The organism is Chryseobacterium sp. CP-77 (assembly GCF_036362765.1).
Classification (GTDB): Bacteria; Bacteroidota; Bacteroidia; order Flavobacteriales; family Weeksellaceae; genus Chryseobacterium; species Chryseobacterium cupriresistens.
In genome coordinates this window covers 1327639-1347884 of record NZ_CP143637.1, presented here as the reverse complement: position 1 = coordinate 1347884, position 20246 = coordinate 1327639, and the positions used below count along the sequence as shown (strand labels likewise).

The following is a 20246-nucleotide window of genomic DNA, read 5'->3' as shown; positions in this document are numbered from 1 at the left end:
TCATGCTCATAAAGGTTCATTTCCTGAAGCAAAGCTATACAATAATTTCGCTTAAAAAGTGATGAGAGATGTAGTTATTTAATGACATGTTTGACGGTTTTTATTGTGGTTTTTAATGATTTAAGGTTGTTAAAAGTCCCACATCATGTTTAAAACAAATACAATTGGTTATTTTTTATAGGCCTGATTTCTGTCTCCCAACCGGACCAGATCAACGGTGTTTTTTATATTCAGTTTCTTGTAAATTCTTGCCTTATACGTGCTCACCGTAGAAAGATGAAGATTGAGTTCGTTGGATATTTCAATATTCCCATACCCTTTCACCAACAGGTTAAATATTTCCTTTTCCCTTTCTGATAATATTTCAAGGGGGTTGATGGGAGTGTCCTTTTTGGCAGATGAAACGAGTTTTTTTACAATTTCCGGGGAATAATAAGTTCCGGTTTCAAAAATTTGCTCAACAGCTTCCAGGATATTATTTTCATCCGATAATTTATTAATATACCCATCAGCACCTTCAATGACATATTGTACGGCAATATCATTGTCATACACTGAAAAAACCAGGATTTTAAGATTGGGCTGTATCGATTTTATTTCACCGATCATGCTCAAATATTTGCTTTCCGGCATATTGATATCCAGAATTAGCAGGTCGAATTGTTCAGCATATAACTTATCCGAGAGCTCCGTGTAGGATTCAGCATATGAAATTTTTACGTCTTTGTAGTGTGATTCTAAAATCAGAGTAGTGCCTAATCTTACTACGAAGTGATCGTCGGCAATAATAATTTTTCTAGTCATATTTTTTTTTAATTTTAATGGACACAACAGTTCCTTTAGGAATATTGTTTTTGAACTCAATTTTACCATTGATCATCATAAGCAGCTGAAGAATAAGATGTAATCCTAAACTGTATTTTTGTAAAACCAGCTTTTCATTTTCAATATTATCCTGCAGTTTTTCATAATAGTTCATCTGCTCACTGCTCATTCCTTTACCTGTATCTTTTACCTCCAGAAAAAAGGTCCTGCAATCTTCCGTGGTAGAAAGTTTTATGACTCCATTGGTGGTATTTTTAATGGCATTGTCTATGAGATTATGAATGATAACAGCAATCACATTCTGATTGTTTTTCGAATAAGTCGGATTTTTAATATTGTTGATAATAAGAGTGTTTTGTTCTTTGGCCGCACCTTCAAAAAGAGCTTTTTTAGCTTCCACAACTTCGTAGACGTTATACTGCTCATTTTTTTCACAGACGTTATAAATCTCTGCATATTCCTTCAGGGTTTTCACGAAATTGTAAAACTCTACAGAAGATTTGTAGAAACTTTCAAAATGTTTCTTTTGTATATAATGGTCGTGCTCGTCTGTCTCATAAAGCTTTTGGGCTGTAATGGATAAAAACTTTATGGGAGTAATGATGTCATGGCTTATCGTCTCCAATAGTTTTTTCTGCTGTATACTCTCTTTTCGGAGCTGCTCCTTCGTATATTCCAGTTTTGAAACTGTCTGTGATAGCTTCCGGGTTCTTATGGCGATAATTTCTTCAAGTTCTCTTTTTTTCTGTTCCTGCCTTTTTATTCTTATTTTAATGAGAGTAAATACAATAAGGACTACTACTAGAATAACAAGGAATTTAAAAATAAGAGTCTGATAAAACAGGTGTTTTACATTAATATTAATGGTTTTATAGATATATTTCCCTTTCGGTGAGGTCAATACCCTCACCATAAGCTGATATTGGCCCGGCTCCAGGTTTGAGATATAATATTTGCCATCACTGCCAACCCTTTCCCATTTTTCATTCTTACAACCGTTCAGCTTTCCTTCGATAACGAGATTAGCCCTGTTAGCGTAATAAGGAACATCTACTAAAATAACCGCTTTATAAAAATTGTTTTCCAGATTAATATTCTGTCCGTTTATACTGCTTTTGGAATCATAAAATATAACCCTTTCCAAAAAAAAGTTGTTAGGGTAATAGCTTCTTATTTTTTCAGGATCAAAAAATACCAGCCCTTTGATGGAGGGAAATACAAAATTTCCATTGGGAAGGGCTGCAGCTCCCGGAGAGCATCCTCCGTTGAACTCATTGGTATTAAAGCCGTCTTCTTTACTGTACCGGTAATAGCTGGGCAACGTTTTTTTGTCTTTGGAATACTGCAGCAGGCTGCTTTTCAGTACCTTAAATAAGCCATTGTTGGTGCTGATCCAGAGAAACCCTTTTTTGTCTTCCAGAATGGTGTGCGAAAATAACAGATATCCGTTTTTATCTTCAGGCATTTTAATGAGCTGGCCTTTTTTATATAGAAAGAAGCCATTTCCCTGGGTCATGATCCAAAGATTCCGATCCTTTGTTTTGGTAATTTCTCTTACATGTAACGGATCGGAAGAAATTTTTTTTGGAATAAATAATGGACCTTCTATTGAATACAAAGCATCCCTGGTTCCTACCAGCCATTGATCATTACTCAACTCTTGAACCGATGTAACGATATTGGGAATTGAAAACTGCAAAAAAGGATTTTTAAAGCAGGAATCCTTATAAAAGGAAAGAGTAGATTTTAAAATAGGCTTGTGAACCGTTACAATACAATAATTTCTCAGTTTCCAGGCACGGGAGGGCTCATTTTTAAAAGCAAGATTTTCTCTTTTAGAATAATCAGACTGTTTAAAAAAACGTACCAAGCCTGATCTGCGCTGAACAAGAATATTCTGTTCAGTATCATACAGCAAAAAAAAATGATTGGTTGTGTTAAAATGATACCTTTTTACCAGTCCGGTTTCATTGTATACATCACCTAAGGAATTTATTACTTTATCATTTCCAAAAGGAAGTATTGAATAAAATATATTTTCATAAGATTTATCTGATTTGTTGGAAACATGAAAATTGTTGAATTTTATGACATTCAATCCGTCGGATAATGTACCAAGGTACAGCTTATTGTTCACTTCGTCATGATAAATGGAAGATAGGGAATTTTTATTAAGGTCATAATCTGTTAATTTTTTTAAACTAAAGCTATTACACTCATAATGTATTCTGTACAATGTATGATTCTGGATAATAAAAGATTGATTGTTGATCTGGCTCCAGTAAACCTTTGTATCATTCTTAAAAAATACTTCAGGTGCATCAAGGTAAGTAATCCGGTTTGCAGAAACTTTGATTATTTTTTTTAAAGATCTGCAAATGATAAAAATCGTCTTGTCAAAACAAAATGTATCTGAGATATAGTTTTTACAAAGATTGTTCAGCGTTTTAATTTTGTTATTCCTGTATTGTATTGTTCCGTCATGCAACAAATGATAATAGTTGTTTTTACCAAAATAAATAAAGAAATCTTCATCTTCAAACTTATCGTCTATTGTATTCTTGGTAAAAATAAGGTTCGATCTGCTTTCCCGTAATACTCTTTGAAGGCAGCCCTGCTGGTGGCTCAGGATACTCACATTTCTTTTAGATATCAACGCGATATTCTCATCAAAAGCGGTTGTAATATAAATAGTATCTTTCTTTGCGTTTCCAAAAAAAGAAGTGAATCTGTTATTTTTAAAATTAAGATGATTATAGGTGACAAAATTATTTCCGTCATAACGTACCAATCCATTTTCTGTGCTGATCCAGATAAATCCATACTTATCCCTGGTAATATCCTTTACACTATTCTGAGGAAGTCCTTTATCTGTATCATACCAAACCGAAGCCGGCTGCTGGCTGTAATACAGCTGTATACTGATGAAAAACAGAAATATAAGTTGTTTATAAAACATTTTTAATACTTGTCATTATAAAGTATTCATGGTATAAAATTGTAAGAATCAGCAATTTTAAAAGCAGGTAGAAATGTTGAGGGTCATTTTAAAACCAGATGCTTTTACATTTAAAATGATCATTACATCAATTTCTAAGGCTTTCAGAGTAAGCTGCAGATATTAATCAAATACTTGGTAAACTTTGTATTCTTTAATGTTCTGTACTTATCTGTTTTGATATTCTGTTGAATAGTTTTTGATACTCTGATAAAATAAATGACACTGGTCATAAAATAAAATCAATCAATATCAGAAGAATAATTAGCTGATTTTTATATTTAAAGGGGAGAGTCCCTTAAAAATTTGATAGTAACGCTCTATTATTTTTGTCAATATAATATTAATTACATAGCTTTTGCAAAAGTACATAAATGTTCTCTATAAGCGTTTTTTAAACCTGTAGTTATAAAACTACATATAATGCAATTTTAATTGTCAGTCTTCAGTAAGTGTTTTAAATTTTCATTTCTATTTTATAAAAAATAGTAAATGTGATCTATTGATAATAGAACTTTTGACAGAAAGAGAGTTTCTGAAAGAAAAGTGTATGTAATGAGAAGCCTGAGACGATGGTGAATTGTTTGCGTAAGCTTATTTTTATCCAGGACGAATGAAAATCCTGGTATTCGTTTTCTTCTGCATTATATCATCAGCGGGGCGGGCAGTATGGCATCGGTTGTCAGTTTATTTATATTGGAAGCATTTACAGATATTTGTAAATTTTAAACTACATAAACAAGATGTAATACTACACAAGTGACGATTTGTTTTTACATAAAGTAGTTCAGCTTTTTAGATCTCATATATTAAATTTGTACCATCATTAAAATAAACGGTTCAATTCTAAGATATAAGAATTGTGCAATCAATAATGATAAAAATGCAAATGGAATAATAATAAAATATATTTAAACTTCAGAAAGTAGAAAAAAATCCTATAAAACAATACATTTATCTAAGGTTATAAAGCCTCTGTAAAAATTTTATTCTTTTTGTTCATACTTAAGCAAAAAGCCTTTTCTATTCTATCTTTTAAGCAAACAGATATTTCTTTTTTATACTGATAGCGCACAAGTTGACATAAGAGTCATATGTGCCGGCTTATCTCGTATGATCCACTTCAGAAAAAATTTAAACACTAATATAAAAACAATGAAAAAAAATGTAACAACTTTATTAACAGTAACCCTGTTGGTAACTTCTGCTGGCGTTTTTGCACAGACGGCAGGTGTAGGTATTAATACTTCAACTCCTAACTCCACATTGGATGTCAATGGAAAACTGGGCGCTGCTGATCCTGACGGACTTCAGGCACCACGACTTACTCGGGCACAGCTTTCTGCTAAAGGAGATGCTCTTTATGGAGCAGACCAAAAAGGAGCATTGATATTTATTACAGATATCTCAACGGGTGATAATAGCGGGCCAAGAGTGAATATTGATGGGATTGGGTATTATTATTTTGATGGTACGGTATGGCGAAAACTGATCTATAATAATATTTATAATGCAGATGGTACTCTTACCAATAACAGAACGGTTTCCCAAAATGGAAAGGATCTGAAATTTGTGAATCAACAAACGACAACCATTAATAATAGTGTAGGCCTTGGTATTATCCAGGATTCCGGATCTGGTACCAGAGCAACAATATCCTTAACGAATGGAGGCAATCCAAGTATGCATATTTTTACAGATACCAACTCAGCAGCACAAATCAAGGCTGCAGGAAACAGTACAAGTTTATCAATAGGAACAGCTTATACTTCGGTGCCCAGTGGTATTTTATTTATTACAACACCTGTCGGCGGAGATTCTGGTAGTGAACAACTCCGTATTGCACCGGATGGAAATTCTTTTTTTGCCGCAAATGTTGGTGTTGGATATGCCAGTACAACCTTTACCCCAGGGGTGAAATTAAAAGTAAATGGAAGTATTGCAACAACAACAGTCACTTATCCGGATTATGTATTTGATAAGTATTTTAACGGGGTCTCAAATATTAATTCAAATTATAAATTCTCAACTATTTATGAGACAGAAAAGTTTATTCAGGATAATAAGCATTTACCTGGGGTAACTTCTATTAAAGAGTTAGAGAAAACAAAAGATGGATATTCTTTTGATATTACCCGATTATCAACCCAAACGCTGGAAAAAGTAGAAGAATTGTATTTACATGTCATAGAACAGCAAAAACAAATTGACTTGCAAAAAGAACAAATTAATAAGCTATTTACCTTGACTCAAAAATTACAAAAGAAAATTAAATCAAAAAAATAGCAATGCAATTGTCTTACTATTTTACTATTCTGAAAGAATATAAAAAAAGATACTATCCCTGTATTGTGTAAGTTATTAAAATACAATAAAAAAAACGGAATAAACATTCCGTTTTTTTTATCTGCTCAATATATCCTTCAGCTGATCTTTCTTTGGGATCATTACCTATCGGGAGCTTATTTAGGTTTGTGGGTCTGGTTTTTATCTCCTAACCGTACCAGATCAACAGTGTTTTTAATGTTGAGTTTTTTATAAACTCTTGCTTTATAAGTACTCACGGTAGAAAGGTGAAGATTGAGTTCGTTGGATATTTCAATATTTCCATATCCTTTCACCAGCAGGTCAAATATTTCCTTTTCCCTTTCTGATAATATTTCAAGGGGGTTGATGGGAGTGTCCTTTTTGGCAGATGAAACGAGTTTTTTTACAATATCCGGGGAATAATAAGTTCCGGTGTCAAAAATTTGCTGAACAGCTTCCAGGATATTATTTTCATCTGATAATTTATTAATATATCCATCAGCACCTTCAATGATATATTGTACGGCAATATCATTGTCATATACCGAAAAAACAAGGATTTTAAGATTGGGCTGTATCGATTTTATTTCACCGATCATGCTCAAATATTTGCTTTCTGGCATATTGATATCCAGAATCAGCAGGTCAAAAGGCTCTGCATATAATCTTTCTGTGAGATCCCTATAGGATTCTGCACAGGAAACTTTTACATCTTTGTAGTGGGATTCCAAAATCAGGGTAGTGCCTAATCTTACTACGAAGTGATCATCGGCAATAATAATTTTTTTAGTCATCTCTTTGTTTTTTTATTTTAATTGATACGATTGTTCCGTTGGGGATATTATTTTTAAATTCAATTTTACCATTAATCATCATAAGCAGCTGGAGGATAAGATGTAATCCTAAACTGTATTTTTGTAAAACAAGCTTTTCATTTTCAATATTATCCTGAATTTTCACATAATAGTTCATCTGTTCTCTGCTCATTCCTTTACCCGTATCTTTCACCTCCAGAAAAAAGGTCCTGCTATCTTCAATAGTAGAAAGTTCTATAACTCCATTAGTGGTATTTTTAACCGCATTATCTATGAGATTATGAATGATAACAGCGATCACATTCTGATTGTTTTTCGAATAAGTCGGATTTTTAATATTGTTGATAATAAGAGTATTTTGTTCTTTGGCCGCACCTTCAAAAAGGGCTTTTTTAGTTTCTACCACCTCGTAAATATTATAGATTTCATTTTTTTCAGAAATATTATAAATTTCGGCATATTCCTTCAGCGTTTTCACGAAATTGTAAAACTCTAAAGAAGAGGTGTAGAAGCTTTCGAAATATTTCTTTTGTATATAGCGGTCATGTTCGTCTGTCTCATACAGCTTTTGGGCTGTAATAGATAAATATTTTACGGGTGTAATGATGTCATGGCTTATTGTTTCCAATAGTTTTTTCTGCTGTACACTCTCTTTTCGGAGCTGTTCCTTGGTGTATTCCAGTTTTGAAACTGTCTGTGACAGTTTCCGGGTTCTGATAGCAATAATTCTTTCAAGTTTTCTTTTTTTCTGTTTCTGTCTTTTTATCCATATTTTAAAGAATGTAAATGCAATAAGAGACAATAATAAAAGGATAAAGAACTTAAAAATAGGGGTTTGATGAAACAGGTATTTTACATTAATATTAATGGTTTTATAGATGTATTTTCCTTTCGGTGAGGTCAATACCCTCACCATAAGCTGATATTGGCCCGGATCCAGGTTTGAGATATAATATTTGCCATCACTGCTTATCCTTTCCCATTTTTCGTTCTTAGAACCTTTCAGCTTTCCTTCGATAACGAGATTAGCCCTGTTAGCATAATAGGGTACATCTACTAAAATAACCGCTTTATAAAAATTGTTTTCCAGATTAATATTCTGTCTTTTTATAGTGCTTTTGGAATCATAAAATATAACCCTTTCCAAAAAAAAGTTGTTAGGGTAATAGCTTTTTATTTTTTCAGGATCAAAAAATACCAGCCCTTTGATGGAAGGAAATACAAAATATCCATTGGGAAGGGCTGCAGCACCTGGAGCGCATCCTCCGTTGAATTCATTGGTATTAAAGCCGTCTTCTTTGCTGTACCGGTAATAGTTAGGTGAGATTTTATTGTTTTGAGAATACTGCATCAGGTTATTTTTCAGTACCTTGAATAAACCATTATTGGTGCTGATCCAGAGAAAACCGTTTTTGTCTTCCAGAATAGTGTGCGAAAATGAAAGATGTCCGTTTTTATCTTCAGGCATTTTAATGAGCTGGCCTTTTTTATATAGAAAGAAGCCATTTCCCTGAGTCATGATCCAAAAATTTCCATCCTTTGTTTTGGTAATTTCTCTTACATGTAACGGATCGGAAGAAACCTTTTTAAGAATAAATGATGGACCTTCAATCGAATACAAAGCATCCCTGGTTCCTACCAGCCATTGATCATTACTCAGCTCCTGAACCGATGTAACGATATTGGGAATTGAAAATTGTAAAAACGGCTTTTTGAAGACAGAATCTTTATAAAAGCAAAGTTTTGATTGTAATGAAGGCAGGTGAAACGTGATAGCATAGCAGTGATTGACATTGAAAACATAAGGTGCTGTTTTCGTGAAATATAAGGACTCATGTTTTGAGTAACCGGAATTTTTGAAAAAACGAAGCAGTGAAATACCATTTTGAACAAAAATATTTTTTTGTGAATCATAAAATAAAAAATATTTGCTTGTAGTGTTAAAATAATACTGTTTTACCAGCCCGTCTTTATTGTATACATCTCCTGATGAAGTAATTACTTTATCATTTTCAAAAGGAAGTATAGAATAAAAAATATTTTCATAAGATTTGTTTGACCGGTTGGCTACACGAAAATTATTAAACTTTACTACATTTAACCCGTCCGATAATGTTCCAAGATATAATTTATTATTAACCTCATCATGATAAACAGATGCTAAAGAATTCTCATTGAGATTATAGTCTATCATTTTTTTTAATCCGATCTCATTGTTTTGATAGGAGACCTTATACAATGAATTATGATGAAAGATAAAACATTGATTGTTGATTTGGCTCCAGTATACTTTGACATGTTTCCGGAAGAAAATCTCTGAAGCACTTAAATAACTGGCTTGCCCGGACGAAATTTTAATGATTTTTTTTAATTTCTTGTGGATAATAAAAATATCTTGTCCAAAACAAAAAGTATCGGCGATATAATGCTTATGCAGCTCCTTTATTGATGCGGTCTTTTTATCATTATACTGTATAGTTCCATTATTAAACAGATGATAGGAGTTCTTTTTGTCAAAATAAAGGAAGAAGTTTTTATGATCTATTTTTTCAGGAGTTCCGTTTTTTACAAATAATCCATATAACCTGCTTTCATTCAGTATTTTTTTAGTGTAGCTGTTCATATGATGGAAAGCACTCACATTTCTTTTGGACAATACAACAATGTTTTCAGTATAAGCTGTAGAATTATAAATGGAATCTTTTTCGATACTTCCAAAAAAAGAAGTAAATCTGTTGTTTTTAAGATTAAGATGATTATAGGCAACAAAATTATATCCATCATAGCGCACTAACCCGTTTTCTGTACTCAGCCATATAAATCCGTATTTATCTTTCATAATATCTTTTACACTATTCTGGGGAAGGCCGTTATCCGTGTCATACCATACAGAAGCTGCCTGCTGGCCATCACAAAGTTGTATCCAGAATAATAGTAACACTATAAGTGCTGTACGAGACAGTAAAGGGAGTTGATGCATTTGTGTTTTTATTAGATTGAATAATTATAAATGTAGTAAAAATAAATCATTGTTGAAAGAATTAAATGTCATTTAAAAACTACATGATACACAATTAAAAATTACAATATTGCTAATCTATTTTTACATGGATTATTTTACGTTTTTATAAGATTGTCAGATATTTGCGTTGTTGATTTTAATGCTTTCTTTAACAGCTGAAAGTTAAATAAATTCTCAAATTTTTTAAACAAAATTCTGTATATATTTCACTAAACTGAGATTTTTTTATTTATGATTTTAAAAGAAATAATATGTTTTGACTGATTAAATTATGAATGAAGTCTGTTTGTCTTAAAAAACAAAAGAGGAGTAATAAGTGAATGAATGTAAATAGAAAATTAAGTATGATTAAAATTATAACATAAAGTTTTTTGATAGCATGGCTGCCAGGTCAGAGAAAATAAATAATAATAGACACAATTTTGATAATTAAAGAGTGATGAAAATAAATAATAAAAAAAGAGTAGATCATTATATGACTGTTCACTTAGCTGCGTTGGCACTGCTTTTTTTGTGCATTGGTATTCTCATGTATCTGGAATACATCCTTACTTTAAAAATTTTTTCTTTTATGACTTTGCTGGTACTCGTATATGGATTCTTAAAGAACCGGTTTATATTCGAATATGAGCATTCCGGAAAGATGATTTCCATCAAAAGCTATCAATGGCCTTCAAACAGAGGAAAAAGTTTTGTTTTAGAAACGGCGCAAAAGAAAATTGTAAGAATTGAAATAAAGGAACAGACTTTTAGAAAATACTTAATCCTTCTTTTTTTGAATTCTTCAGGAAGAATATTAAGAAAAAATATTGATATCACGTTTTGTAGTGAGAATGAAGTCAATCAGCTTTTAAAAGATATATCCAACAATTTAATGAAAGATAGAACAGGAACTTACTTCTTATAAAAAAATTGCTTTTTAAAGACAGATAAATTAGTTTAAGATGGAAAATTTGAAAGACATTCATATCGGTGCTTTGGTATATGAACTTGTCAATGAACAGGATATTACTATGAACAGGATCTGCAGATTCTTACATTCAACAGAAAATGAGATTCTGGAAATGTATTCTAAGAAATCATTAGATGTGGAGATACTTCTTAAATGGTCAAAATTATTGAAATATGACTTTTTTCGTCTCTATTCCCATCATTTAATATTATACGCTCCCATTGCCAGCCAAAATAAAAACGGAGTACAATCAAAACTGCCTCAGTTTCGCAAAAGTTTATATACCAGAGAAATCATAGATTATATGATGGAACTTTTAGAAAATAAACAAAAAACTACTAAGGAAATCATTAATCACTACGGAATTCCCAAGTCAACATTAAATAAATGGATAAGCAAATACAGATAATAAATACAGGCCCTGATTATAAAAAGATTTATCATGATTTCATCAAGTCCAAATGCCCTGATAAATGGGAAAATGTAAAGCAATATCTGTCAAAAGAATCCATGACTTTATCTGATGTGTTGAAAGTTAATAATATTATTTTTGTTGACAGGTTATCCGAGAACCAAAAATTCAAATCTTATGATAAAGAGACTATTTTTGAAATACTTACCTATCAAAAAAAGCATAAACTAAATAACAGCCAGCTAGCCAGACATTTTAAATTAAGCCGAAATACTGTTACAAAATGGAGACGTATTTTCTTATTATAATCTGTGTATGGTAATTACTGCGTTCTTAACAACTAGAAATAGAAAACTTAGAGTGAAAATTCCACTCTAAGTTTTTACATTTTGATATGAGCTGTTTTTTTTTGAATAATAGCTATTGGAGGCTTTTATTGTCAAATGGTAAGCTCTGTTGTTGATAATCTTTAGGCTTTATCCTGCATCTATTTCTTTGCCTGTAGAGACAAGTTATCCATATAAACAGCCTGATGTACTCCGTTCAGCATGACTTTCAACCCTAAATGTGAATCTTTCTTCAAAGAAACCGTAAATGTTTTTTTCTCTCCAGTTATTTTGGAAGGTTTGGTAATTGTCGTATAGGTCTTTATATCAGAAGGATTATCTACTGAAAAAAGTTCTAATGTTGTTTCTCCTCCGTTATCAGAAAGGTCAAGAGACAGCGTATAGGTTCCGGCTTTAATTTCGGGAGTTACCAGAGACATATTTTCTCCCGGATTGCTCATGGAGTAGAATATAATTCTCTTGTCACTCGCATAAAGCATCGCTTTCCCGGATTGGGCAGTCCAGCATTTATGGATATCTTTCCATGTATCAAAACTTTCTGCAAGAGAGGCCACCGGCTTGCACTGTGCTTTTGCTGTTAGAAAGCCTCCTGTAATAACTATTCCCGTAAGTACGAATTTTTTCATGTATTATTTTTATTTATAATGAGTAAAAATAATAAAAAAGAAATGTATCGAATGCTTTTGCTTTATGATTTAAATTAGTTTTAAAATTGTTTAGAAAATTAAAAAGAGAATCTTAACTTACAATGAGGTAAAACTTTAAAAAGGGATGAAAAAAATACTATTTTTAATGATCACAGTACCAGGCATGATACTGACAAAGGCACAAACCATTGAATCCGCCAGCCGAAGCACCTTAGGATATATTAAAAGTGACGGAACGATTGAGAACAGCAGCCATTCTACCGTAGGTTATATCAGGAGTGACGGTACTATTGAAGACCGCAGCCGTTCTACAATTGGCTATATCAGAAACGATGGAACTATTGAAAATAAAAGCCGTTCCACAGTGGGATATGTAAAGGAAGATGGAACAGTAGAAAATAGCAGCCGCTCTACTCTGGGGTATATTAAAGAGGATGGAACCGTTGAAAATGCCAGCCGCAGCACAATAGGCTACGCTCATGGTATAAAAAAAGAATGGGTTGCGGTGGTTTATTTCTTTTTTAAGATGTAGAAAAAATGATGATAAGGGCCTGCTTTCACTATTTTCTCATAAAAATTGTTTCTTTATCTATGATCAGCCCTTATTGGCTTGCAAATTGATACAACACACTTTATTGAATTTTTGATGACTAATGGCTAGAACGACTGTAACTCTGATTTTCCTTTTAAGCGGTTTTTTCTTTTTAAATGCACAGGAAAAGAAAGATTCGCTGTATTACAAAATAGAAGAATTTTCAGATAAGAGAAAAGTTACCAAATTCATTCACCGTTTTATATTTCGTAGAGAGCCGGATTCCACTTCCGTGAAGTCCAATACTGAAAAGCTTTTACAAAATACTTATAACAAAAAAATTATCAGAAATGTCAGGATAGAAACCATTGACCCTTTTGGATATGGCTCTAATGACAGTAAGGAAATAGGTAAATGGTATGATTGGATAAAGGATCATCTTCATTCCAGTACCAGAAGATCAACAATCAATAATTTTTTACTTTTTAAAGAAGGAGAAGAGTACAACGCCCAAAAACTCTACGAATCTGAACGTTTGCTGAGAACAATGCCTTTTGTCAACAGAGTTAATATCAGTGTTTCCGACAGTACTTCCAGTCAGGATTCTATAGATGTTGTGGTAAAGGTATTGGATTCCTGGAGTCTGAAGCCGAGAATCAGCTATTCCGGAAGTAAAATCGGTTTGGGTGTTACGGAAGAAAATGTGCTGGGACTGGGACACACACTGGACTTTCTTTACAGAAACGATTCCAAAGAAAAGCAGGATTATCTTTTAGGCAGCTATACTACCCATAATCTTTTTGGTACCTATATCAATGCCCAGATTCTTGGAGAACGGGACTTTTCGAAAAATGAAAGAATTAATTTCAGCCTCAGAAGAGACTTTTTCTCCCCTTTGACGAAATGGGCGGGAGGTTTTACATTTGAATATTTCATGCGGAAAGTTTTACTTCCGATAAATACAGCTACCACTTTTCCCGAAGTTCAGATCAAAGTGTACAGTCAGGATTTATGGGGAGGTTATCAGATTCCGGTTTCATCGGATCCCAAAGAGAAGGTATCCAGTAATATTGCCATCATAGGAAGATTTCAGAACTATAAGTACAAAGACAGCCCGGGAATCGATCAGTATCAATATTTCAGTTCTTACAACAGTTTCCTGATGTCTGTAGGGTTTATTCAGAGAAACTTTTCGGTTCAGAAAAATATTTTCCAGTATGATTTGCCGGAGGATATTGCTTATGGTAATTCTGTCAATGTCATTGCCGGAGGCTTATCAAGAAATAAAGAAGTGAATCCGTATGTGGGAATCTCTGCATCTTATGGCCGTTTTACCAGATTGGGGTATTTCACCGTGAAAGCACAGTTTGGAAGATTTTTTAACGAAGACAGCCAGAACAGAGAATCTTTCCGTTTTGACGGAACTTATTTTACAAACCTCATGGACTGGAAATTTGCCAAAGCAAGACATTTCTTCTCTCCAACACTGGCATTGGGAAATCCACAGCATAATTATTCGTATAAGGATAGAATCAACCTTTCTTCTACAGACGAGTTCCCCGTTTATAATTCTGATTATATCGGAACAAAAAAAATAGTGCTGAGGTATCAGCTTCAATTGTTTATTAATAAAACCTGGAAGAATTTTCACTTCAGTCCATATTTAACGACTGCAGTGGGCTGGCTCGGAATGCCGGATGATAAGCTGTTTAAAACTAAGGCCAACACAAAAATCGGGATCGGTGTTTTAATTAATAATCCTTATCTGGTTTTCAACAGGATTCAGATTTCTTTCATGTATTATCCGCGTGTTCCTTTTGATAATAATTCTGTTTTTGACTTTAACAGTAACAGGAATAATCTTTTACCATTGAACAGCTTTGCCACGGATGTTCCTCATTTTGTCAATTTTGGAAATTAATATAACAGACCTTTATATCCGGATTATCTTTTCAGACAGATCTCAGCAAAAGAAACCTTCCTTGCTTTTGGCAGGGAAGGTTATAATCAAAATGAGATAAACATTCTGAAAACTACACCACTACATCGATCTTTACATTAATATTTCCGCGGGTTGCTTTTGAATAAGGACATGTTGCATGAGCGGTTTCCACAACTTTTCTTGCTTCATCTATTGCAAGGCCTGGCAGAACGACTTGTAGGTGAGCCTGCAGGAAAAATCCGTCATCATTGGTGGCAAGGTCTACAGAGGTATTTAGGGACAGGTCTGAAGGAAGATCAATTTGCATTTTTGCAGAAGCCAAATGCATAGCCCCGATAAAACATGCCGACCATCCTGCTGCCAATAGCTGTTCCGGATTGGTTCCGTTTCCTTTTGAACCGGGAGAGGTTAATTCAATATCTAATTTTCCGTCGCTGCTTTTTGCTTCTCCGTTACGGCCTCCGGTTACAATGACATTTCCGGAATACAACACTTTACTGATATTGATTACTGTTGTATTTTCTACTTCCTGAATGGTATTTAATTCCATATTTTTATTATTTAGATTAAACGATATTGTTGATTGATATTGTTAAAGTTTTTTTCTTAACTCTTTGAAAGCGGCTCTAAGCTCTTCTGTAAAGACCTGCGGCTGTTCCCAGGCTGCAAAATGTCCGCCTTTTGAAGCTTTATGATAATAATATAAAGTAGGATATGCCTGCTTCGACCAGCTTTCCGGAGCCTGGTAAATCTCATGAGGGAATACCGAAATAGCTACAGGAACTTTAATGTCTTTCGTCTTCTGCGCCTCGGCACTGAAATTATTCTTGTTATTTTCCCAATAGAAACGTGAAGAAGACGCTCCCGTATTGGTAAGCCAGTAAAGGGTAATATCATCGAGGATAGCATCACGGCCAATGACATTCTCGGGATGAAGATCACTTTCACTCCATTCTGCAATTTTTTCGTAAAGGAATGCTGCTAAGGCTGTTGGAGAATCAGAAAGCAGATATCCTGTTGTCTGTGGACGTGTTACCATCATTCCTCCGTAAGCTGCATTTCTTCCAAAGAATGTACTCATTGCATTGTATGCTTTTGTTTCTGAGGCAGAAAGTCCTGACGGGGCGGGATCACCGGCATTGATCGGTTTTACAAGTTCGGCAGGAATGGTAGCCGGCATGGTAAGGTGGATTCCTAAAAGGCCAGAAGGAGCCTGTTTTGCTAATGCATCAGAAATAACGGAACCATGGTCGCCACCTTCAGAAACATACTTTTTGTAACCGAGTCTTTTCATCAGGACATCCCACGCGCGGGCAACACGGTCCGGGTTCCAGCCAGGCTCAGTAGGAATCTCTGAAAAACCATATCCCGGAATAGCTGGTATAATCACATCAAAGGCATCACTTGCTTTTCCTCCGTATTTAACAGGATCTGTTAATGGACCTATTGTATTGATAAACTCCAGTGGAGAACCCGGCCAGCCATGGGTAAGGATCACAGGCATAGCATTCGGTTCCTTTGAACGTACATGGATGAACTGGATGTCAAGCCCGTCAATTTTTGTTACAAATTGGGGAAGTAAATTCAGCTTATCTTCCACCTTTCTCCAGTCGTACCCATTGCCCCAATAGGTGATCAGCTCTTTTAACTGTTCAAGCTGAATGCCCTGGGAAGCATCTTTCACCGTTTCCTTATCCGGGAATCGGGTTTCGGAAATCCGTTTTTTAAGATCATCCAGCTGGGATTGCGGGATATTGATGTTAAAAGACCGGATACTGGTATCATTTTTTGATGATAGAGTGGCAGTCTCAATTTTTTGCGCTTTAGAAATAGCAGGCGTGCCTAAGATAAAAGTTGCTGCTAACAGGATTGTTGAAATTGTTGTTTTCATTGTTTTGCTGTATTAGATTTTAAATCTGTTTTTCTTTTTTGATGAGACAAAATTATACACTGAGATACGCCTGGGAAACGAGAAATGTGTTCAAATAGTCATATTTCACAGCGAAACAGACATTTCAGATGGTGAACAGGAAGATGGTTTAAATAGAAGACTGATGAGAAGTAGTGCTACGGAAAAAGAGAGCGTTGCCGGCCTAAAAAAAGATAAAAAATAAGCCCCGTTTTACTATAACAGAGCTTATTTTGTTAATTCATTTTGGAAATTATCCGTGAGCTTCTACAGATACATCATTCCATTCTTCCCAAACTTTTAAACGCTGTTCGTAATTCTGTTTTACAAATGGAAGCGCTACTTTTCCAAGTAATAAACGTAATGGAGGATTTTCAGTTTCTGCTAACTTTATCAAGGCTGGTGCTGTCGCTTCAACGCTTCCGAAAGATGTTTCGGATTCCGAGAACGCTTTTTTAATGTTGTCGTAAACCGGATTACTTTGCGTATTAATTCCTGTATGCCAGATATTGGAAGCGTAGCCGTTAGGTTCTACCAACGTTACATTGATTCCAAATTCTTTTACTTCTGTGGCCAGAGTTTCACTTAATCCTTCAACAGCAAATTTGGAAGCATTGTAAAGCCCCATGGTTGGTAGCGTAGCTAATCCCAAAATAGAAGACACCTGAATGATATGGCCGCTTTTCTGATCTCTCATGATAGGAAGTACTGCCTGTGTAAGCCATAAAGTTCCAAAGAAATTCGTTTCAAACTGTGCTCTTGCTTCCTGTTCGTTGGTTTCTTCCACTGCACCTGTTAATGCATATCCTGCATTATTGATCAGGATATCAATGCTGCCGAAGTGTTGATGTACTTTCTGAACAACTGCTAATGATTCCTCTCTTTTATCTACATCTAAGGGTAAAGTCAATACGGAATCTCCATATTTTTCTTTTAAATCATGAAGTGTTTCTACATTTCTGGCTGTTGCTGCCACTTTGTATCCTTTTGCTAAAAAAGCTTCTGCCCATGCTTTTCCGAAACCTTTTGATGCACCTGTAATTAAAACTGTTTTTGACATTGTTTTGTTTTTTAATTGATTGTTGTGATTATAATTTTTATGCAATATTGTTTTTAATTTAAATGACCGATCGGTCATATTTTGAGTAAAAAAAATTATACCGTATTTTCCTCTATAATTTTTTTCAGGCTGTTTCCAATAGTGATCATTTTATCATTATTGCCAGCCATTCTTGACATTAAATGTCCACCCTCAAGCATTGCAAACAAAACTGTTGCAAAATCTTCCGCGTTCCATTCTGCTCTGAACTCTTTATTGGCAATTCCTTTTTCTATAATACCGGAAATCAGTTTTTCTCCCTGTTGTATGCCACGGTTTACCTTTCCTTTAACCACCGGATTGGTATCGTCAGCTTCTGTTCCAAAGTTTAATAGGGGACATCCGCCAACTACCGGGGGGTGATTGGGATCACTGAAAAAATCAATATAAGCAAATAACTGCTCTTTGGAAGTTTTGTATTGGCTTAAATTTCTTTGAAGTCTTTCCGTCAGCATTTGCATATTGTGCTCAACAGCGGCACAGGCAAGTACTTCTTTATTTTCAAAATGAACATACATACTGCCTTTAGACAACTTGGTGGCCTCCATAATATCACTCATAGAAGTAGCTGCAATCCCTTTTGTATTAAAAATAGGTGCTGCTTTTTCTATAATGAACTGTCTGGTTTCTTCCCCTTTTGCCATGATCATACTGAATAATGAAGCAAATATATGACCGATTGGTCATAAAAACAAATTTTATTTGATTTTTTTATGAAAAATTATTGAAAATCTGTTTCAATTTACTGATAGAAAGGAAATTGCTGGAAAATAAATTTCATCTTTACAGTGGCTATACTTTAATCAAATTTCTAAATTTATCCGAAATCGAATGCAAACGTAAACGGTAACCTGAATGTACGCACTTTGCGCGAACTTTATCAGCAACTAGGACTTCCTTCAAATTTCACTATATAGCAAACAAGCGAAAATCAACAGGCTTGAAATAGCAAAGGCACATTATTAAAAATTGAACTGCAGAAAAAAACTCTCAATCATTGAGAGTTTCTGCTGCTTTTGATGGTCCTGATTATATTTCTGAAGTACATGTAATGCTGAAGTTTTTAATAAATCTTATATTTTTTATCTGTGTTAATAGAATCGGAAATTTGTGAAAAATAAAGGATGGACATACACTTTCCAGAGGGAGATCAGATGCAGGCATCAAAGTAAAATTTTTCATTAATGATCATGGATAAATAAGGTTAGTATTTTCTGATCCATTTGTATAAAGTAGTTTTGGGAATTCTGTATTCCTCTATAATTTGTTGTTTTGTTTTTTCATTTGTTTTTAAAAGCTCAAGAATAAAATCAATCATCTCTATAGTATAGATATTTTTTCTGAACTCCGGAAGCTGCGTTTTTTCCTGTTTTGATTTTTGATAATAATCTGAAGATAGGGGAGGTGAATACAGCAGCAGATGTTGGGAATAAATTCTAAAGAAATCATAAGTCAGTAGCTTGCTCCATTTAAGGAGTACCTCTGCATCCAATGACTTGCTTTTGTACATTTCAGACAGTTCTTCACAGCTGCATTGCATGAATTTCATGAGCCTGTCTGAAGAGAATCCGGTTTCCTGTACCCGTTTTTGTATTAGTGTACCAATGTGAATGTCTTTAAAAAGCATAATCAACGGATTAGGATAAAAACCACTTTTGTGAGGGTTTTAAAAGTGGCTTTTATAGTTTAAAAATAAAGTATTCTATAAAGGAAATTGATTAGGTACCATAATATACAATGCTCAATGAAGCTGTAGTTAATCTGTGAGGTCTTGTGTAATTACCTCTGCAGCTTATTATGTCACCAACATTAAAATATGCTGTTACTCCTATAGTATTGGCTTCAAAAGAAACATTATCCGTTAAGCCATTTTGATTTACTGAGAGTTCAGTTGTAGCAGCTCCAACAGTTTTCTTTATAAAGGTTTGTACTGTTCCTCCGGTTGTAGGAGAGTTCATACTGACATCTTTTTTTGTATAAAGCGAAATACCATAATATCCTGCTTTCAATACGGTAAAGTTACCTGAGCTATATGATAGATTAGCAGAATTAATTTTGTTCACAGTAAAATTATATTTAGCTTCCGTATTGGCGGCAAGGTCACTGGTTGACGCAATCCCTGTGGCAATTCCTACAATAGAAGGAATACTTGCTGTTGTCCCATTCACCAGGTTACCATTAACATCAGTGCCTAATAAACTGAAGTTTTTATAATTTTCCAGGCGCACTGATCCATCATCAGATACACTAAGAAGTTCCTTATTGGTACTGTCATTAATTTCTAAAGCTTTTGTTGCATTGGTGTTTCCTTTACTCACTACATCAACTGTAGCACTGGGGCTTGTAGTATTCATACCAACCTGTGAATACACATTCAAAAAAGCTAGTAAAGCTGTGGCTAATAAAAATTTTTTCATAGATGTATATATTTTTTTTGTT

General features: G+C 34.1%; 17 protein-coding genes. 6 read left to right on the top strand and 11 right to left on the bottom strand.

Annotated features, from left to right (window positions below):
- Positions 1–168: 168 nt before the first annotated feature.
- Both V0410_RS06005 and V0410_RS06000 read right to left on the bottom strand, forming a co-directional pair.
- Positions 169–804: a response regulator transcription factor gene (locus tag V0410_RS06005; protein ID WP_330746723.1), complete on the bottom strand. Its 636-nt coding sequence runs from the start codon at positions 802–804 to the stop codon at positions 169–171.
- Positions 797–3784 (bottom strand): ligand-binding sensor domain-containing protein, encoded by a 2988-nt coding sequence (locus tag V0410_RS06000; protein WP_330746722.1) that lies wholly within the window; start codon positions 3782–3784, stop codon positions 797–799. Before V0410_RS06000 ends, V0410_RS06005 begins: the two co-directional genes overlap by 8 nt.
- Positions 3785–4978: 1194 nt before the next feature.
- On the opposite strand from V0410_RS06000, the gene V0410_RS05995 reads away from it, so the two are divergent.
- Positions 4979–6109, top strand: a complete 1131-nt coding sequence (locus V0410_RS05995) for a hypothetical protein (RefSeq protein ID WP_330746721.1) — start codon at positions 4979–4981, stop codon at positions 6107–6109.
- Positions 6110–6285: 176 nt separating this feature from the next.
- On the opposite strand, the gene V0410_RS05990 is transcribed toward V0410_RS05995, so the two are convergent.
- Positions 6286–6924: a response regulator transcription factor gene (locus tag V0410_RS05990; protein WP_330746720.1), complete on the bottom strand. Its 639-nt coding sequence runs from the start codon at positions 6922–6924 to the stop codon at positions 6286–6288.
- Positions 6917–9925 (bottom strand): ligand-binding sensor domain-containing protein, encoded by a 3009-nt coding sequence (locus V0410_RS05985; RefSeq protein ID WP_330746719.1) that lies wholly within the window; start codon positions 9923–9925, stop codon positions 6917–6919. Before V0410_RS05985 ends, V0410_RS05990 begins: the two co-directional genes overlap by 8 nt.
- 481 nt (positions 9926–10406) lie before the next feature.
- Here V0410_RS05985 and V0410_RS05980 point away from each other — a divergent pair, with 481 nt between their 5' ends.
- From V0410_RS05980 to V0410_RS05970, 3 genes are read left to right on the top strand one after another with little or no spacing between them, the layout of a single operon-like run.
- On the top strand, positions 10407–10874 hold the full coding sequence (locus V0410_RS05980) for a hypothetical protein (protein WP_330746718.1): 468 nt from the start codon (positions 10407–10409) through the stop codon (positions 10872–10874).
- A gap of 37 nt (positions 10875–10911) precedes the next feature.
- A complete protein-coding gene (locus V0410_RS05975) occupies positions 10912–11328 on the top strand; it encodes a transposase (protein WP_330746717.1) in 417 nt (138 codons plus the stop codon).
- Positions 11307–11639, top strand: a complete 333-nt coding sequence (locus V0410_RS05970; RefSeq protein WP_330746716.1) for a helix-turn-helix domain-containing protein — start codon at positions 11307–11309, stop codon at positions 11637–11639. Before V0410_RS05975 ends, V0410_RS05970 begins: the two co-directional genes overlap by 22 nt.
- A gap of 179 nt (positions 11640–11818) precedes the next feature.
- On the opposite strand, the gene V0410_RS05965 is transcribed toward V0410_RS05970, so the two are convergent.
- Positions 11819–12304 (bottom strand): hypothetical protein, encoded by a 486-nt coding sequence (locus V0410_RS05965; protein WP_330746715.1) that lies wholly within the window; start codon positions 12302–12304, stop codon positions 11819–11821.
- A 145-nt stretch (positions 12305–12449) separates the two neighbouring features.
- Here V0410_RS05965 and V0410_RS05960 point away from each other — a divergent pair, with 145 nt between their 5' ends.
- On the top strand, positions 12450–12857 hold the full coding sequence (locus tag V0410_RS05960) for a 5-fold beta-flower protein (protein ID WP_330746714.1): 408 nt from the start codon (positions 12450–12452) through the stop codon (positions 12855–12857).
- Between the two features lie 121 nt (positions 12858–12978).
- Positions 12979–14778, top strand: coding sequence for a hypothetical protein (locus V0410_RS05955; protein ID WP_330746713.1), 1800 nt, complete (start codon positions 12979–12981; stop codon positions 14776–14778).
- Positions 14779–14890: 112 nt separating this feature from the next.
- On the opposite strand, the gene V0410_RS05950 is transcribed toward V0410_RS05955, so the two are convergent.
- From V0410_RS05950 to V0410_RS05925, 6 genes are all read right to left on the bottom strand, one after another.
- Entirely contained in the window at positions 14891–15349 is a 459-nt protein-coding gene (locus V0410_RS05950) for an organic hydroperoxide resistance protein (RefSeq protein ID WP_330746712.1), read from the bottom strand.
- Between the two features lie 42 nt (positions 15350–15391).
- Entirely contained in the window at positions 15392–16690 is a 1299-nt protein-coding gene (locus V0410_RS05945; RefSeq protein WP_330746711.1) for an epoxide hydrolase family protein, read from the bottom strand.
- A 271-nt stretch (positions 16691–16961) separates the two neighbouring features.
- Positions 16962–17768 carry an SDR family NAD(P)-dependent oxidoreductase gene (locus V0410_RS05940; protein WP_330746710.1) on the bottom strand — a complete coding sequence of 269 codons (807 nt, stop codon included), beginning with the start codon at positions 17766–17768 and terminating at the stop codon, positions 16962–16964.
- A gap of 95 nt (positions 17769–17863) precedes the next feature.
- A complete protein-coding gene (locus V0410_RS05935) occupies positions 17864–18451 on the bottom strand; it encodes a TetR/AcrR family transcriptional regulator (RefSeq protein WP_330746709.1) in 588 nt (195 codons plus the stop codon).
- Between the two features lie 560 nt (positions 18452–19011).
- Positions 19012–19434, bottom strand: a complete 423-nt coding sequence (locus V0410_RS05930) for a transposase (protein ID WP_330746708.1) — start codon at positions 19432–19434, stop codon at positions 19012–19014.
- A gap of 91 nt (positions 19435–19525) precedes the next feature.
- Positions 19526–20224 (bottom strand): hypothetical protein, encoded by a 699-nt coding sequence (locus V0410_RS05925; protein WP_330746707.1) that lies wholly within the window; start codon positions 20222–20224, stop codon positions 19526–19528.
- Positions 20225–20246 lie beyond the last annotated feature (22 nt).

Coding starts and splice junctions, on each gene's coding strand:
- V0410_RS06005 (WP_330746723.1), bottom strand. CDS start 804: ATGACTAGAAAAATTATTATTGCCGACGATCACTTCGTAGTAAGATTA.
- V0410_RS06000 (WP_330746722.1), bottom strand. CDS start 3,784: ATGTTTTATAAACAACTTATATTTCTGTTTTTCATCAGTATACAGCTG.
- V0410_RS05995 (WP_330746721.1), top strand. CDS start 4,979: ATGAAAAAAAATGTAACAACTTTATTAACAGTAACCCTGTTGGTAACT.
- V0410_RS05990 (WP_330746720.1), bottom strand. CDS start 6,924: ATGACTAAAAAAATTATTATTGCCGATGATCACTTCGTAGTAAGATTA.
- V0410_RS05985 (WP_330746719.1), bottom strand. CDS start 9,925: ATGCATCAACTCCCTTTACTGTCTCGTACAGCACTTATAGTGTTACTA.
- V0410_RS05980 (WP_330746718.1), top strand. CDS start 10,407: ATGAAAATAAATAATAAAAAAAGAGTAGATCATTATATGACTGTTCAC.
- V0410_RS05975 (WP_330746717.1), top strand. CDS start 10,912: ATGGAAAATTTGAAAGACATTCATATCGGTGCTTTGGTATATGAACTT.
- V0410_RS05970 (WP_330746716.1), top strand. CDS start 11,307: ATGGATAAGCAAATACAGATAATAAATACAGGCCCTGATTATAAAAAG.
- V0410_RS05965 (WP_330746715.1), bottom strand. CDS start 12,304: ATGAAAAAATTCGTACTTACGGGAATAGTTATTACAGGAGGCTTTCTA.
- V0410_RS05960 (WP_330746714.1), top strand. CDS start 12,450: ATGAAAAAAATACTATTTTTAATGATCACAGTACCAGGCATGATACTG.
- V0410_RS05955 (WP_330746713.1), top strand. CDS start 12,979: ATGGCTAGAACGACTGTAACTCTGATTTTCCTTTTAAGCGGTTTTTTC.
- V0410_RS05950 (WP_330746712.1), bottom strand. CDS start 15,349: ATGGAATTAAATACCATTCAGGAAGTAGAAAATACAACAGTAATCAAT.
- V0410_RS05945 (WP_330746711.1), bottom strand. CDS start 16,690: ATGAAAACAACAATTTCAACAATCCTGTTAGCAGCAACTTTTATCTTA.
- V0410_RS05940 (WP_330746710.1), bottom strand. CDS start 17,768: ATGTCAAAAACAGTTTTAATTACAGGTGCATCAAAAGGTTTCGGAAAA.
- V0410_RS05935 (WP_330746709.1), bottom strand. CDS start 18,451: ATGGCAAAAGGGGAAGAAACCAGACAGTTCATTATAGAAAAAGCAGCA.
- V0410_RS05930 (WP_330746708.1), bottom strand. CDS start 19,434: ATGCTTTTTAAAGACATTCACATTGGTACACTAATACAAAAACGGGTA.
- V0410_RS05925 (WP_330746707.1), bottom strand. CDS start 20,224: ATGAAAAAATTTTTATTAGCCACAGCTTTACTAGCTTTTTTGAATGTG.